This window comes from Synechococcus sp. CBW1108, assembly GCF_015840335.1.
GTDB lineage: Bacteria > Cyanobacteriota > Cyanobacteriia > PCC-6307 > Cyanobiaceae > Cyanobium_A.
Genome location: NZ_CP060395.1, coordinates 3,114,444 through 3,130,346 on the forward strand (window position 1 = coordinate 3,114,444; position 15,903 = coordinate 3,130,346).

At 65.4% G+C, this 15,903-nt stretch carries 9 protein-coding genes and 1 pseudogene; 7 read left to right on the forward strand and 3 right to left on the reverse strand.

Going from position 1 to position 15,903, the window contains the following annotated elements; genetic code table 11:
• The first annotated feature begins 105 nt into the window (after nucleotides 1-105).
• The 3 genes from H8F27_RS16805 (at nucleotide 106) to H8F27_RS16815 (ending at nucleotide 9,519) form a co-directional block, all read left to right on the forward strand.
• Entirely contained in the window at nucleotides 106-6,663 is a 6,558-nt protein-coding gene (locus H8F27_RS16805) for a DEAD/DEAH box helicase (protein ID WP_197149688.1), read from the forward strand.
• A 67-nt stretch (nucleotides 6,664-6,730) separates the two neighbouring features.
• On the forward strand, nucleotides 6,731-8,917 hold the full coding sequence (locus H8F27_RS16810) for a 3'-5' exonuclease (RefSeq protein ID WP_197149689.1): 2,187 nt from the start codon (nucleotides 6,731-6,733) through the stop codon (nucleotides 8,915-8,917).
• 17 nt (nucleotides 8,918-8,934) lie between these two features.
• Nucleotides 8,935-9,519 (forward strand): hypothetical protein, encoded by a 585-nt coding sequence (locus H8F27_RS16815; protein ID WP_197149490.1) that lies wholly within the window; start codon nucleotides 8,935-8,937, stop codon nucleotides 9,517-9,519.
• Here the strand turns inward: H8F27_RS16815 and H8F27_RS16820 are convergent.
• From H8F27_RS16820 to H8F27_RS16830, 3 genes are all read right to left on the reverse strand, one after another.
• Complete coding sequence (locus tag H8F27_RS16820) at nucleotides 9,506-11,809, reverse strand: ATP-dependent RecD-like DNA helicase (protein ID WP_197149690.1); 2,304 nt, start codon at nucleotides 11,807-11,809, stop codon at nucleotides 9,506-9,508. The two genes, H8F27_RS16815 and H8F27_RS16820, sit on opposite strands and share 14 nt — an antisense overlap.
• Nucleotides 11,793-12,002, reverse strand: coding sequence for a hypothetical protein (locus tag H8F27_RS16825; RefSeq protein WP_197149691.1), 210 nt, complete (start codon nucleotides 12,000-12,002; stop codon nucleotides 11,793-11,795). The genes H8F27_RS16820 and H8F27_RS16825 overlap by 17 nt, the downstream gene beginning before the upstream one ends.
• A gap of 153 nt (nucleotides 12,003-12,155) precedes the next feature.
• Nucleotides 12,156-13,196, reverse strand: a complete 1,041-nt coding sequence (locus H8F27_RS16830) for an HNH endonuclease (RefSeq protein WP_197149692.1) — start codon at nucleotides 13,194-13,196, stop codon at nucleotides 12,156-12,158.
• A gap of 35 nt (nucleotides 13,197-13,231) precedes the next feature.
• On the opposite strand from H8F27_RS16830, the gene H8F27_RS16835 reads away from it, so the two are divergent.
• From H8F27_RS16835 to H8F27_RS17845, 4 genes and pseudogenes are all read left to right on the forward strand, one after another.
• The gene (locus tag H8F27_RS16835) at nucleotides 13,232-14,095 is read left to right on the forward strand and encodes a trans-aconitate 2-methyltransferase (RefSeq protein ID WP_197149694.1); all 864 of its coding nucleotides are present in this window, start codon (nucleotides 13,232-13,234) and stop codon (nucleotides 14,093-14,095) included.
• A gap of 49 nt (nucleotides 14,096-14,144) precedes the next feature.
• Nucleotides 14,145-14,429, forward strand: a complete 285-nt coding sequence (locus tag H8F27_RS16840; RefSeq protein WP_197149696.1) for a hypothetical protein — start codon at nucleotides 14,145-14,147, stop codon at nucleotides 14,427-14,429.
• Nucleotides 14,430-15,371: 942 nt separating this feature from the next.
• On the forward strand, nucleotides 15,372-15,779 hold the full coding sequence (locus H8F27_RS16845) for a hypothetical protein (RefSeq protein WP_197149697.1): 408 nt from the start codon (nucleotides 15,372-15,374) through the stop codon (nucleotides 15,777-15,779).
• Nucleotides 15,780-15,785: 6 nt separating this feature from the next.
• A pseudogene (locus H8F27_RS17845) lies at nucleotides 15,786-15,872 on the forward strand (AbrB family transcriptional regulator); the annotation flags it as partial.
• Nucleotides 15,873-15,903 lie beyond the last annotated feature (31 nt).

Below are 15,903 nucleotides of genomic sequence, written 5' to 3' on the forward strand. Positions count from 1 at the left end.
GGCCTGCTGTCGAGTGGCTGGTGGTTATGCATGGAATGCATGGATCAGAACCATTGGCAGCACTGGGATCTCGATTAGCCTGGAGCAGCAGAATCGCGGTATCCCTTGCTCCCCTCCGTTGTTGCGAGCGAGCTGGAGCAGGTGGCCGCTGATGCCATCCGCACCGCTTTTCACCCCACCACGCCGGGCTTCTCGGGGCTGATCGATCGCTTTCTGGCCGATCGCGAGCAGCTGCTCAAGGGCCCCTACGTGTCGGTGGCCCTGCCCTTTCACCAGGGCACAAGGCGCAACTGGTTCCCGCAGATCCCACTGCCCTTCCCGCCCTATCGGCATCAGGAAAAAGCCTTTGATCGGCTATTGCCTGGCACACCCCGAAACACCCTGGTGGCGACCGGCACCGGTTCGGGCAAAACGGAGTGCTTCCTACTGCCGCTCCTGGAGCACTGCCGCCAGCAGCAGGCCCAGGGCACCCGCGGCATCAAAGCGATCCTGATCTATCCGATGAATGCCCTGGCCACAGACCAGGCCAGGCGCATTGCTGATCTGATCCACACCATTCCTGCGCTTTCGGGCCTGCGAGCAGGCCTTTACATCGGCTCCAGCGATGAGGAGCAAACGGTGGCGATGACCGCCACCAGCGTGATCACCAACAAAGAGGCGCTGCAGAAGGCTCCGCCCGACATCCTGCTCACCAACTACAAGCAGCTCGACTACCTGCTGATCCAACCCCAGGTGCAGGGGCTGTGGGAGCACAACGGCCGTCTGAGCGATGGCACCAGTGTGTTGCGTTATCTGGTGGTGGATGAGTTCCACACCTTTGATGGCGCCCAGGGCACCGACCTGGCCTGTCTGATCCGCCGCCTGCGCGATCGTCTCCAGTGCCCTGGTGATGAACTGGTGTGCGTGGGCACCTCCGCCACCCTCGGCGGCCCGGAATCGCGTGAGGCGATGCGCAGCTATGCGGGGCAGATCTTTGCCAGCAGCTTTGAGCCCGCCTCGCTCATTGAAGAAGAGCGCCTCAGCCCCGAGGAGTTCTTCCGGGATCACACCGCCTTTGGCGAGGAGGGGCTCCGCCTCTTGCCCTTGCCCGGGCTTGAAGCCCTGGATCAACTCGATCCTGAACACGCCGCCAGCGCGGAGACCTACCTCGCGGCCCAGGCATCGCTCTGGCTGGGGGATTCGCTGCCACTACCGCCTGAGGGCAACGTTCAAAACGACAGCTGGCGTCTTGCATTGGGCAACCAGCTCGGCACCCTGCCGGCTGTGCACAACCTGGTGCGCCAGGCCGCAGGCACCTGCTCGATCGAGGAGTTGCTGGAACGCTTCTCGCGTCAGCTGGGCCTGGGCGATCAGTACCCACGCCGTTACCGCGTGCTGCTGCTCGAGAGCCTGCTCGCGCTCATCGCCCACGCCCGCCGCCGCACCACCAAGCTCGATGGCAGCCCCGTGGTGGTGCCCTGGCTCAACCTGCGCGTGCAGCTTTGGTTGCGCGAGCTCAAACGCATGGTGGCTTCCGTGGAGGCCACACCCCAGCTGCGCCATTCCGATGATCTGGCCGGCAGCGACAACAGCGTCCACCTCCCCGTGGTGCATTGCCGCGATTGCGGCGCCACCGCCTGGACCTCCACAGCCCTCAACTCCACCAGCAACACGCTGGACCGCGCCAACAACCTCCGCAACTTCTACAAAGCCTTCTTCTCCGGTGCTCCGGAGCTCCGCTACCTCTTCCCCCAAGGCGGCCCTTCCAATGAGGGAGCCTGCAGCCACCAGCTGTGTGCCAGCTGCCTGTCGTTTCATCCCGCCAAGGAGCTAGCCGACGCCACGCCATCCGGCGCTGTGCCCGTCTGCCCCACCTGCCAGAGCCGAGAGCTGGTGCCGGTCGATATTCCTGACTGCAGCATCGTTGACGACAACAACCACCCGCGGGTCAGCCGCGACTGTCCTTACTGCAACGCCCAGCAGAGTTTGCTGTTGATCGGTTCTTCTGCCGCCAACCTCACCAGTACCTGGAGCGCCTCCCTGTTTGCCTCCGCCTTCAACGGCGACAAGAAGCTGCTGGCCTTCTCCGATTCGGTTCAGGACGCTGCCCACCGCGCCGGCTACATCGCGGCCCGCGCTTATCGCACCTCCTTCCGCACCGCCCTCACCACAACAGTCCAAGAAGCGAACGCGCCACTGCCACTCGATCAGCTGCAGGAGCGCCTGATCAGCGAGTGGCAGCAGCGCTTGCCTAACCCGGTCGACTTCGCCGCCACCTTTATCCCCCACGACCTGGAGTGGCTGCGCGAATGGGATGCCCTCCAGCAGCAGCTCACACCAAGCCTGGAGGCCACCAGCACCCTGATGCGCTTCGTGTGCGATCGGCTGCGCTTTGAGGTGGCCGCCGAATTCGGCTACCGCTCACGCCTGGGCTCCTCGGTGGAGCAAGCCGGTGCGTTGGCGGCCGCTGTGGATCCTGCCGCGGTGAACAAGCTGCTGCCAGGCCTGCTCAGCCAGCTGCAGAACGAGGTGGAGCCCCTGCGCGGCCTGCGCCTCGGCCAACTGCAGCAGCTCGTGGTGGGCCTGCTGCAGCACCTGCGCCAACGCGGCGCTCTGGCCCTGAGCGAGCTGGTGGGTCGAGACGGCAAGGGCAGCCGCTACCTGGAGAGCGGCGGTGAAGACACCTATCCCTTCAACCAGATCCCCCACACGCCGAAGTTCGGACGCACCGCCAGTCGACCGATCTTTCTCACCAGCTACCGCGGCAAGGGGCGATTCGAGCAGCTGGTGCGCGACTTCGGCCGCCCCACCTGGGCACAGCACTGGCTGCAGCGCACGGCGATCGCTGCAAGCCCCCTAGATGCGGAACAGCAGAAGGAAACCCTGAACGCCGTCATCGACGCCTTGTGCCAGGCCGGTCTGTTGGTGCAGCTCAGCGGCGGCCGGGGTGAGCGCATCTGGGCGATCCCGCCCGCAGCGGTGAGCGTGAGCCATGAGGCACACCCCGTGCGCTGTGAGCACTGCGGCGACATGCACAGCGTGCCCACCGACCAGCTCAGCCTCTGGGATGGCCTGCCCTGTCAGGTGCGCCATTGCTCCGGCAGCTACCGCTCTGATCCCCGCGGCGGGCTACCGCTCTATCGGCGGCTCTACCAACGCGGCGAGGTGCATCGCATCGTCGCCCGCGAACACACCGGCCTGCTGGAGCGGGCCGATCGCGAGCGGCTCGAAACCCAGTTCATCCGCGGCGAGTACCGCAGCGACCCCAACCTGCTCTCGGCCACCTCCACCCTGGAGATGGGCATCAACATCGGCGATCTCTCCACGGTGCTGCTGGCGTCGGTGCCACCGGAGCCGGCCAACTACCTGCAACGCATCGGCCGCGCCGGCCGCCGCGACGGCAACGCCATGGTGGGAACGCTCGTGACGGGCACAGCCCACGACCTCTATTTCTTCTCCGACCCGCGCGAGATGCTGCAGGGGCAGGTGAATCCCCCTGGCTGCTATCTCGATGCGGCCGCCATCCTGCGTCGCCAGCTGCTCGCCTACAGCCTCGATCGCTGGGTCGCGGGTGGGCTTGATCCACAGGCGTTGCCGCGCAAGCTCAAACCGGTGCTCGATGGCGTGGAGAAGGCAGCCGGCGGCAGCATCCCCCAGGAGTTCCCCTACACCTGGCTGGGCTGGGTGCAGGCCCATCAGGCCGATCTGCTGGAGCGCTTCTGCGGCTTGTTCGGAGAAGAGCTGCAGGCGGCCAGTGCCGCTGATCTGCGTGCGTTCCTGCTCACCCCCGCCGATAGCGGTGGGGATGGCGCCTTCGATGCGCCCTTCGCGCAGGAACTGCTGGCCCGCCTGCGCGATCTGGTGGCTGAACGGAAGCGGTTGGGTGCAGAGGCCCGCAAACTGCGCGAGCGCTACAACAAGCTCTGCGAGCGGCCCGACGACGGCCTCACCCCCGAAGAGCGGGAGGCCAAAGACTCCATCCGCCGCGAGCAGTTCGCCTACAACCAGCTGCGCAAAGACCTCGACGCTCGGCCACTGCTGGCGATGCTCACCGACGAGGGCTTCCTGCCGAACTACGCCTTCCCGGAAGCGGGCGTCACGCTCAAGTCGGTGCTCTGGCGCAAGCTGCCAGGCCGCTCCGGCGATGGCCGCCGCAGCGAGGAACTGCCGCCCCTGAGCTACGAGCGCCCGGCCAACGTGGCCATCCGCGAGCTGGTGCCCGATGGCCAGTTCTATGCCCAGGGCCGCCGCGTCAAGGTTGATCAGGTCGATCCCAACCTCAACCAACCCGAGCGCTGGCGCTTCTGCCCCTCCTGCTCCTACGCCAGCCGCGAGACCGACGACGACTTCGGCCGCAAGGAATGCCCCCGCTGCGGCAGCAGCGGCTATGCCGACCACGGTCAGGTGAAGGAGATGGCCCGCCTGCGCCAGGTGCAGGCCACCACCGAGGACGCCCGCAGCCGCTTCGGGGATGACAGCGACGAACGCAATCCGCTGTTCTTCCACCGCGAGCTGCTGATCGTGCCCGACCACAGCCGCCGCGAGATTTCGCTGGCGATCGCCGATGAGGAGTTCCCCTTCGGTGCTGAATACCTGGCCAGCACCACCTTCCGTGAGATCAACTTCGGCGAGCAGGCCGTGGTCGGCGCCAGCCACGCCATCGCCGGCAAGGCCCTCAAGGTGAAGGGTTTTGAGCTCTGCCGCAGCTGCGGCAAGGTGCAGCGCGGCCTCGCCAAGGCCAGCAACCACACCTGGGGCTGCCGGTATCGCGACAAGCCCGACGACGCCCAGCTGCGCCAGCTGCTGTTCATGTATCGGGAGTTCAACTCCGAGGCCCTGCGCTTCCTGCTGCCCGGCGCCAACTTCTGGGATGAGGCGGGCCAGCCGTCCTTTATCGGCGCCCTGCACCTGGGCCTGCGTCAGCGCTTCGGCGGCAAGGTGGACCACCTGCAATCCGCCCTCGGCGAGGAACCCCAGCCCGGCAGCCAGCAGCGCAAAACCTTCCTCTATCTCTTTGATTCCGTTCCCGGTGGGACGGGCTATGTGCGCCAACTGATCGAAGCGGGCGGCAAGGATCTACGAGCCGTGTTCGAGCAGTCGCTGCAGCATCTGCAGGCCTGCCGCTGCAGCGATGGCTGCTACCGCTGCATCTTCATGTACCGGCAGCGCTTTGATCGCGAGCGCACCAGCAAACGGCGGGCGATCGAGCAATTGCAGACGATCCTGAGCCGCTGGGAGGAACTGCAGCCCTCAGAGCGCAGCCTCTCGGAGGTGGTGATCAACACCCGCGCCGAAAGCGAACTGGAGCTGCGCTTCATCGAAAAGCTGCGAGAAGGCAAAGGCAAGCCACCTGGGGTCACCGTCACCCTGCGCGAGGACTTCATCAAGGGCAACAAGGGCTACCTGCTGACCTTCAACAGTGGCTCCAGCGTGGTGAGCTGGAAGGTGGAGCAGCAGGTTCCGATCGGTGAGGCCGAGGGTGTTCGCGCCTTTTCTCGTGCCGATTTCCTGCTCACACCAACGGCTGGCGGCAAACCGATCGCTGTCTACACCGATGGCTGGGAATACCACCGCGGCCGGCTGGCCACAGATGCCGAACAGCGCATGGCCTTGCAGCGCAGCTGTCGCTACCTCTTCTGGGCCCTCAGCTGGGATGACGTTGTGGAGGCACCTCCCACGGCGCAGGCACCACTGGAGCCCAACGGGCTTGCAGTGGGGATGATGCCAGACTTTGCTTCCAAAAATCGCGAAAACTATCTTGAACGTTGGTGGCCCCAAAGCGTCTTAGACGACCTTTCACAACGACCAGTCCCAATTCCTCGCGAAGTTCAGCTGGCTAACAGTCTGCAATTGCTGATGGCCTACCTGGCCAATCCTTCCGAAGCACTTTGGCAGGGTCTCGCGCAAATGTTTTGCCTTGCCCAGCGCCCGCCCATGCCTCCAGTGCAGATCCATGATCCATCTTTAATGGCACCACGAGAGGCTCTGAATCTCAATTCACATGTCGAGGAGTGGAGGCAGGGCGGTGAATCTCCCCGAGTGGGTCAACACCTCGCTCCTGTGCCAGAACTGCAGATTCTCAATCTCGTCGATCTGGGTCTGCATAAAACTGACAGGCTGCATCCTTGCGCCAGTTTTCGGGCCATTCATTTTGAACCTGATCGTTCCAGCTCTGAGCGACAACAGCAGCTGGCCTGGCGCGAATGGTTACGCCAGGGAAACCTCTTCCAGTTCCTGCCCCATCTGCTGATCTCCACGCCGGGCTGGGGTGGGAGCGAGCAACCCGCCGCCGTGGACCCACCCCAGGTGTGGGTGGAGGCCGAGCCAGCCAAGGCAGCTCCGGAAGGCCCAGGCGCCCCAGAAACCGCTGTTGCTGCGTCGCAACAGGCCTGGCAGGCCCTCAGCCGCTTTGCGCCAGCCGACGTGCAGCCGCTGCTGCAGGCATTGGAGGCAGCCTGGCAAGGCACCGATCGGCCCTTGCCTGAGCAGGCCTTTGAGCTGGAAGGGCCGAAGGGTGATGTGATCGCCCAGGCTGAACTCGCCTGGCCGGATCAGCGGCTGGCGGTGGTGATCGAGTCTGTTGATGCGGAAGCCTTCACTGCCGCGGGCTGGCGCTGCTGGTCGGTAGAGGATCCTCCTGCCGCCACAGCCGCCGCCCTGATGGAGGCCCTTCCACCGTCCTGATCCACGTCCAATCCACTCCGCCACCGCCTGACCCCTCAGCCATCACCGACCCCGCCCCGCACCTGACATGAGCGAGCCCCGCCTCACCGTTGCCCTCTCCAACGATTTCTTCAAAGCGTTCGGGCGGTTGCCGGAGAAGTCGCGCGGCAAGGTGGCCACCTTCATCTCCAAGTTCCGTGCCAACCCCCGCAGTCCGGGGCTGAACTACGAGCGCATCGAAGGCGGCAAGGACCCCTTCATCCGCTCGATCCGGGTGGATCAGGACATCCGCTGCATCGTGCGCGCCCCTGATGAAGGCGATACCTACGTGCTGCTCTGGATCGACAAGCACGACGATGCCTACCAATGGGCCCGTCGCCGCACCTGCCATGTGAACCGGGTATCTGGAGCCCTGCAGGTGGTGGATGTGGAAGCCGCCGAGCTCGCCGTAGGAGACGCGATCGCTGCGGCTGTGAGCGAGGCTCTGGCCAATCAGCCCCCCGTACCCCAGCCGGCTCCGGCCCAAACCCAGGTCGGCTCACTGTTTGCCCATTGCAGCGACGACCAGCTGATGTTGCTCGGCGTCCCCGAGGCCTTGCTGCCCGCCGTACGCGCCGTCAGCAGTGAGGAGGCACTGAGTCGCCTGATCGAATGGGTGCCGCAGGACTGCGTCGATGGCCTGATCCTGCTGGCTGATGGCAAACCGATTGAGGTGGTGATCGAGGAGCTGGAGCGGCAGCGCCCCGCCGCGATCGATCCCACCGATGTGGCGGCGGCACTGGAGACGCCCGAGAGCAAGGCCGAGTTCCTGGTGATCACCGACGACGACGTGCTCGAAGCGATGCTTTCGGCACCGCTGGAGCGCTGGCGCGTGTTTCTCCACCCCAGCCAGCGCCGTCTGGTGGAGCGCCAGTGGAGTGGCGCTGTGCGGGTGCTGGGCGGAGCCGGGACCGGCAAGACCGTGGTGGCCATGCACCGGGCCCGCTGGCTGGCCAAGGAGCTGATCAAAGCCGACGCCCCCGGCCGGGTGCTGTTCACCACCTTCACCCGCAACCTGGCCACCGACATCCGCGCCAACCTCACCAAGATCTGCAGCCCTGAGGAGCTGCAGCGGATCGAGGTGATTCACCTTGATGGCTGGGTGATGACGTTCCTCAAGGCTCAGGGCCTGCAGGTGCGCGTGTTCAACGACGAGGCGCGTGACAGCTGCTGGAGCCTGGCCATGGATGTGGCCGACACGTCACTCGGCCTTGATGAGCGCTTCTACCGCGAGGAGTGGAAAGACGTGGTGCTCGCCCAGGGCTGCCGCAGCCGCGATGAGTACCTGATGGCCCGCCGCGTCGGACGCGGCACCCGCCTCAGCCGCCCGCAGCGCGCCCAGATCTGGCCGGTGTTCGACGCGGTGCGCGCCGAATTCCGCCAGCGGGGCCTGTGGGAGCCGGAGGAGGCCAAACAGATCGCCGCCGACCTGATCCACAAGTCAGCAGGCTCCCCGCTATTTGCCGCCGTGGTGGTGGATGAGGCCCAGGATCTCGACGTGGCCTCCTTCTCGCTGCTGCGGGCCCTTGTCGGTGAGCCCCGCGCCAATGATCTGTTCATCGTCGGCGATCCCCACCAGCGCATCTACGGCAAGCCGGTGGTGCTCAGCCGCTGCGGCATCGACATCCGTGGCCGCGCCCGCAAGCTGCGCATCAATTACCGCACCACTGAGGAAACCCGCGCCTGGGCCACCGCCGTGCTCCACGGCCTCGATTTCGATGATCTCGATGGGGGCAGCGATCCCGCCAGCGACTATCGCTCTCTGCTCCATGGTGACCATCCCTTGGTGCAGGGCTTCGAGGATCCCGCAGAGGAGCAGCGTTTCCTGGTGAGCACCCTGCGGCAGCTGCGCGACGAGCAACAGTCCCTGGCCTCCACCTGCGTGGCGGCCCGCACCAACAAGGCCGTGGAGAAGCTCGAAGCCCTGCTCAAGGGCGAGGGTTTTGCCACCCGGGTGATCAACGCCGAGGAGTCCGACGACCCCAGCGATCCAGCCCTGCGGCTCGCCACCATGCACCGGGTCAAGGGTCTGGAGTTCGACCAGGTCTTTCTGCCGGGCCTCGATGCCTCCCAGATGCCCCTGCAGGTGGAAGTCAACAAACGGCCTGATGCCCTCTCCAGGGAGCTTTTCGAGCAGCAGGAGCGCTCACTGCTGCATGTGGCGGCCACGCGAGCCAAGAAGCGGGTGGTGGTGAGCTACAGCGGCAAGGCTTCACCTTTTCTCGGCCGGAGCTGAGCCCAGCCCCCTTAGCCATGGCTTCAGGTTCCCCGGACAACTCGAGCAAGACAGCTGTTGACGGGGCCAGGACCATTGCCCTGCAGATGCTGGAAGAGCGTGGCCGCGGCGCCGTGCTGGTAGGAGTGGCTCGCGTGGACACCGCCCTGGAGCACCTGCTGCAGGCCGTGATGGGTCCGGGCCCCGTCCAGGGTGATGGCCTATTTCTGCCCGATCGCCCCCTGGGTTCCCTGGGCGCCAAGGCGGCCCTGGCCAGCCGGCTGGGTCTGATCGATGCCCCAGTGGCGCAGGCGCTTGCGGTGCTGCGCAAGCTGCGCAACGCCTTCGCCCACTCGGCTGATTCCGCCTCCCTAGCCGATCCCGCCCACAGCGCTCGCCTGGCCGAAGTGGTCTCCCAGGCCCGTAGCAATCCCCTCTGGGATCCACTGGAAACTGTCCTTGCTACCCAGCCACCCACACCCCACGGCATGCTGGATCCCGCCCTGCGCGATTACATCCTTCTGATCACGATTCTAGTGGCGTTTCTGGAGGCCATGGCCCAGCAGCTGCGGCCCTACCAGCCACCGGTTGTGATGGGCTTTTCAGGGGTCATGGTGAGCTGAGCCACTCGGCCAACTTGGTGCAGCGCCTGCGGCCCAGGTGGTTCTTGACCGCCATGGCCAGGGCCTTCTTCTGGCCCACCACCACCACCAGCTGCTTGCCGCGGGTGAGGCCCGTGTATACCAGGTTGCGCTGCAGCATCGCGTAGTGCTGGGTGAGCAATGGGATCACCACCGCCGGGTATTCGCTGCCCTGGCTCTTGTGGATCGTGCAGGCATAGGCGGGTACCAGATGATCGAGCTCCCCCCAGCCGTAGACCACCACCCGGCTCCCGGCCGCAGCGGCATTGCCACCTGCCTCGCTGGTGGGGAACAGCACGCTCAGTTCACTGTTGTCTGAGTCGATCGCATCGATCGTGCCCACATCGCCGTTGAACACCTCCTTCTCGTAGTCGTTGGCGATCTGCATCACCTTGTCGCCGGGTGCAAAGCGCCAGCCAAAGCGCTCCACCTGCTCGACTGGATCGGGATTGAGCAGCTGCTGCAGCTCCACGTTCAGCGATCTTGAGCCACAGCCACCGCGTGCCATCGGGCAGAGCACCTGCACCTGGCTGATCGGATCGAAGCCAAAGCGGGTCGGGATACGCTCGCCCACCACCTTGAGGATCAGGGCCACCGCCTGCTCAGGCGTCTCGGCCGACAGGAAGTAGAAGTCGCTGCTCTTGCCCTCGGGTGGGGAGCGCAGATCGGGGATGGTGCCGGAGTTGATGGCATGGGCGGTGGTGATGATCCGGCTGGAAGCTGCCTGACGGAATACCTCGGTGAGACGGGTGACCGGCACTGCGCCGCTGGCGATCACATCGGCCAGCACCTGACCGGGCCCCACTGATGGCAGCTGGTCCACATCCCCCACCAGCAGCAGCGCTGCCTCCGGTGGAATCGCCGCCAGCAGGGAGGCCATCAACGGCACATCCACCATCGAGGTCTCATCCACCACCAGCAGGTCGCATTCCAACGGCAGGTCGGCGCCACGCCGGAAGCCGTAGCTGGCTGGGTCGAACTCCAGCAGCCGGTGGATGGTCTTGGCCTCCAGCCCCGAGGCCTCAGTCATGCGCTTGGCGGCACGGCCGGTGGGGGCGCAGAGCTGGATGCGCAGCTTCTTGGCCGCCAGGATCTGCAGGATGGCGTTGATTAGGGTGGTTTTGCCCACCCCCGGTCCGCCGGTGATCACCAGCACCTTGCTGGCCAGGGCCAGCTGCACTGCCGCCCGCTGGCTTGCTGCCAGCTCCAGACCCAGGCGCTGCTCCACCCAACCGATCGCCCGCAGCGCGTCGATCACGCCCCAGGGTGGTGACCCCTGCAGCTGCTCCAGCAGCGCCTCGGCGATCTGGCGCTCGGCCTTGTACAGATGGCTCAGGAAGATGGCCGGCTCGCCGGCCAGGCTGTCGGCCACCACGGAGCACTCGCTGAGCTCCAGGTCCAGGGCCGCCTGGATCTGCTCGGGCTCCAGCGGCACGCGAGTGGTGGCGCCGGTTTCCTCCGGCCGCTCCACCGCCAAGAGCGCCCCGGCCAGCTTGAGCAGTTCGGCGGTGGGCAGGCCGCAGTGGCCATCACCGCTGGCCTCCAGCAGGGCGTAGTTGATCCCAGCCCGCAGGCGGATCGTGGCGGTGGGCTCGATGCCAAGTCGCGCCGCGATGGCATCGGCGGTGCGGAAGCCGATGCCGCGGATGTCGCGGGCCAGGCGGTAGGGGTTCTCCGCCATCACCTGCACAGCGTCGTTCCCATACGTCTTGAAGATCCGCACCGCCCGGGCGGTGCCGACGCCATGGCTGTGCAGGAACACCATGATTTCGCGCACCACCTTCTGATCCGCCCAGGCCTGGGCGATGCGGCCGGCGCGTACCTTGCCGATGCCTGGCACCTCTCGCAGGCGTTCGGGGGCCTGCTCGATCACCTCGAACACCTCAGAGCCAAAGGAGGCAACGAGCTTGCTGGCGTAGATCGGGCCGATGCCGCGGATCATCCCCGAGCCCAGGTATTTCTCGATCCCCTCGGCAGTGGTCGGAGCGGAGGAACGCAGGAAGGCGGCCTTGAACTGCTGGCCGTGCTCCCTGCTGTTCACCCAGGTGCCGGAGACGGTGACCCATTCGCCGGCACTGATCTCGGCGGCATGGCCCACCACTGTGACCAGATCGCGATGGCCGCGGGCCTTGATGCGCAGCACGCAGAAGCCGTTTTCAGCGTTGTGGAAGGTGACGCGCTCGATTGAGCCGGCCAGCACTTCGGTGGGCTGGCCGGCGCCCAGTGCTCCGCTGCTGCCGTTCGGCTGCCTGCTCTCAGCCGCTCCGGCCATCGGCCAGGTCCTCCGCGGCGTTGACCCCTCCGGTGCTCTCTTCCTCGATGCTGTAGTACTCCCGCTCATCCGAGCAGCACAGGTCGCTGTAGTAGCGCTCCAGCACCGCGTAGGCCGCGTCGTACGTCTGATACGACTGGCCGGCGATGGTGTCCGGCTGGCCGTCATCGCGGACGATGCGGTAAGGGGTCATCAAGCGATCGGGCGCGGCAGGCCCAGTGTCTCAGCGGCTGAGCAGGGGCTGCTGCATCGGGGGCAGGGATGGGGGAGCAGGGTCCCTCCGGGCCGGCGCACACCCACCGCATCCCTCGGCCAGCCCTCTCGCCGCGTCAAGGGTCGAGCCATGTCAGCTTCGCAGGGCTTCCCGATGGGCACCAAGGAAAGCCTCCTGCTCGCGGCTGAACGGCCGGATCAGATTCGCCCCTCCAATACCCCAGCAGCGCAGGGCCTCTCCAGCGGCCTCGTGCTGCCAGATCAGCTGCCCACCGGAATCAAAGCTGATCCAATGGCGGTCAAACAGCTTGTCCACATGGGGGGAAAGCAGCAGGCCATTGGCGCCGCTCAGCCGTTCGCTGTTGTCGCAGTCTCTCCAGGGTTTGATATGGCTCGCCACCAGAAACTGCTGCCGCGCCAGCCCCGTGACCCGGCAGGCCGGCTCCAATTCCGACACCCGATGGCGGAACAACCCCTGCCCCAGCCGTGCCTTGGTGAGGGCATCCCGCTCGGTGCTGCTTGGAACGTCGCGCAGCAGCTGCATGTCATCGAGCAGCGCGGCGGTGTACTCACCTTCTTCCGCCAGCACAACCAGGTGCACCCGCACCGCTGCATCGGCGTGGTCTTCTATCAGCTTGAGCAGCAGCAGACCCAGGGTTTCGCCAAGCCCCGCCAGATACACCCCCTGGTTGCCCCGGCCTGAGCTGGTGCTGATTGGGCTATGGCGCTCGGGCAGCAGCGGTTGCAGTAGCTCAAAAAATGTCTGCGGCACCAGCGGCTGTTGCAGCGGCTGCCAGTTCACCCGCACCAGCCAACCATCCTGGCTCCAGTTGTCGCCTGCAGATCCAAATTCAGGCGGCTTCTGTGCCGTGATCGCCGCCGTTTCCACCAACCCGATCTGGCTGATCCTGCCGTTGGCGTAGCTGAACACCACATCCCCACCCTCGCAGCGCGTGAGGTTGTCGTAGCTCACATTTCGGGCGCCGTTGGCATTGGTCTTGGGCGACCAGATATAGCCGCCGTCGGTTTCCTGCCGGTAGGTCTGTTTGTGGTTGACCCACCAGTAGGCCATCAATGGTGGCTGGGGTTTGACCTGTTGTAGCCCAGGCGAACAATCGCCGCCTCGAGCACGGGCGCCGAGGGCGCGCTCAATGCTCTGATGGCCAGGAGCCACCCTCCATCCTCCAGCTGGACAAGGCCTCAGTACGCATGGACATCCTTTCCCACGGTCACAGCATCACCTCGACGGCCGGGGAGACTCCCTCGGACGTGGCCCGGCTGCGGGCGGAGCTCAGCGAGTTTGAGCTGGGCCGGTACCTGCTCAACAATCTGGGCTTGAACGGTCAGTGGACCTCCTACGTGCTGCTGTACCCCGAACGCGGCTCACAAACCCGGCTCAGCAGTGATGGATCGCCCCTGGGTGAGCTGGAGACTTGGTTGCTGGAGCGCTGTCCGCTCCTGCTGGCGACGCAGCAGCGCTTCTCTCTCATGCGTGGGCTGACCCAGCCGTTGCTGCGATCCGGCATGCAACTCGCCTCCCTGCCATCAGGGCTGATGGACGACCTGCTGACACTGGACTACGCGGCATGCCATGACGTCAGCCTCACCGCCATTGATCTCGATGCCAAGGCGCTGGATGCTGCGCTGCGCAACCACAGCGAGCGTCACACCCCCGTGGCCATGGCGTGCGAACAACGGGATGCCTGGCAACTGAGCTGCCAGGGGCGCTGGGATCTGATCACCAGCAACGGCCTGAACATCTACGTCGACGACGACCAGCTCTGCACAGCCTTTTACCGCCAGGTGGCCGAGGCCCTGCGACCAGAGGGGGTGTTCATCGTCAGTTTCATCACCCCGCCCGATCATTGGAAGCCCTACTCGCGGGCCGACCTAGAGCAGCAGCGCCTGCTATTCCAAGATGTTGTGCCGGTGCGCTGGATGTGCCACCGGGATGAGGCCACCACCCGTGGACAGCTGGCCGAGGCCGGCTTGGAGGTGATCAGCGTGCACTACGACGAGCAGCGCATGTTCCCGGCCGTGTTGGCTCGCAAGCACGGCTCTGCCCTGCTGTAGCCGAGGGATGCCTGCTCAAGGTTGGTTTGCCCCGCAGCATTATCGGCGATTGGCTTGCCACCAGGCCGTCAAACAGCCACCTGAATCCCTCGGCCAGTCCTCGCGCCGCGTCAAGGATCAGGCCATGCGCCCCTGCGGGGCGTCCTTGCCACGGCGCTGCGGCCGGTCGGTGGGGGTGGGGTCTCCGCCGTCCCCCGATGGCTGCCGTTACGAAATCCAGCTGGACAAGGGACCCTCCGCTTCAGAAGGAGGCTGGTGGTTTGCCCTCGCAGAGGAGCAGCTGAGCCAGCTGGCATTGCCGGAGGAGGACGCGGCAGGTCATCGGCTGATTTGAGACTGCAGCAGAGGCCAACTGGGCGCTCCCCCGCCAGACAAGCCATGACGCCGGACAAGCACACCCCTGGCCGTGCTCGACGGTTTCGTGGCATGGATGCCGTAGTGCTCGAGGATGAAAGGAGCGGCATCGTCGGGAATCCCACCAGTCTCGCCCCACTTCGAGACGCCATCGGGGCAAAACCCTTACGCCACAAGCGATCTGGCGCATGGAAGGGGATTTTCGTCATCGGCTGATTTAAGACCGCGAGTGAGACCGCCTTGATCCACCCCCGCCATTGCCGCTATGGCCCTTATCGAGATGCGGAAGGTGCCGTCTGGTTGGAGCTTGAACTGCGACCGGTCGAGCTCAAGGCTGTCACCTGGGGTGCACAAGGAGGCTGACCTGAGACTGCGGACAAGCCCGCCATGGCCCATGAAACCTCAACCAACAATGCATTGGGCGCGGTTGTGGGCCTTACGCCGTTTAGTCAACCCACTTTGGAGAATGCTCGCCCACAAGCCAGCATCACGCTGCCAACCCATACCATGGTGGTGCCAATGCCTGCTGTCGCGGCGTGGGCGGCACGGGTCCCCCTGTTTTCACGCAGGGGATAGGAGGTCCGCCAGCCACTTCCAGCGACCAAAGGGTGGTGACGCGCTGCCACTGCATCGGTTGCCGCTGCTACTGCTCGGTCTGGGCCAGGGCGGGGATGGGCGCAGCAATGGCCGCGGCTAGGAGCCGTGAAGGGCTTATTGGGGAAGGCATTGCCGTGATGGCGGTCGTGGTTGCCAGCTGGTGGGCCGGGCCCATCGCTGCTGACCCCGACACCATGGCATCGTGAACGCTAAAGCGTGGTGAGGAGTTCTGGCTGAGTACTTACTCACCAGGCCATTGCTGCATTGAGATAAACGCTAAGGCGTGGTGCTGCGCTTATCCTGGGTTTGCGTATTGACCTTGACCATGGCCGCTGCTTACTCGCTGGGTGATCCAGTTCCCAGACGGGTGCGTTGGATCTCCGAGCCCTGGGCCTGGTGTGGCCAAAGCGGCTCAACCAACAAGGAGGCACGCTGCAGCACCTGCCCTACCTGCAGCCGCAACTTCATCTCAGGCACCAGGCAGACCAACGCCATTGGCACCCCAGGCCGCTACCAGTGGAAGCAGCAATCCCGCTGCAGCGACTGCCTGCCTGAATACCTGCGGCAACAGAAGAACACCCGCCAGAAGCGATACAGGGGCCGCCACCGGGTTGAACGCCAGGCCTCCTGCGAACACTGCTCAGCGAGCTTCACTCCCCAGCGATCCACCGCCAGGTTCTGCTCCACTGCCTGCCGAGCTGCAGCTCACCGCCAGCAGAAGGAGCAGCCCTAGCCCTAGCTACAGCCCAGCGGCGATGAGTTCGAGATCAAGCTCGGCCGCAAGCAGATCAAGTTTATTCCCCTTGGCAGCTCAGAAGAGGAGTGAGCCTGATACCTGCTGGGCTTTAACTGTTTGG

Excerpts from the sequence above, each read along its gene's own strand:
- H8F27_RS16835 (WP_197149694.1), top strand. The coding sequence starts at position 13,232 with ATGGACATCCTTTCCCACGGTCACAGCATCACCTCGACGGCCGGGGAG.
- H8F27_RS16845 (WP_197149697.1), top strand. The coding sequence starts at position 15,372 with ATGGCCGCTGCTTACTCGCTGGGTGATCCAGTTCCCAGACGGGTGCGT.
- H8F27_RS16815 (WP_197149490.1), top strand. The coding sequence starts at position 8,935 with ATGGCTTCAGGTTCCCCGGACAACTCGAGCAAGACAGCTGTTGACGGG.
- H8F27_RS16825 (WP_197149691.1), bottom strand. The coding sequence starts at position 12,002 with ATGACCCCTTACCGCATCGTCCGCGATGACGGCCAGCCGGACACCATC.
- H8F27_RS16810 (WP_197149689.1), top strand. The coding sequence starts at position 6,731 with ATGAGCGAGCCCCGCCTCACCGTTGCCCTCTCCAACGATTTCTTCAAA.
- H8F27_RS16820 (WP_197149690.1), bottom strand. The coding sequence starts at position 11,809 with ATGGCCGGAGCGGCTGAGAGCAGGCAGCCGAACGGCAGCAGCGGAGCA.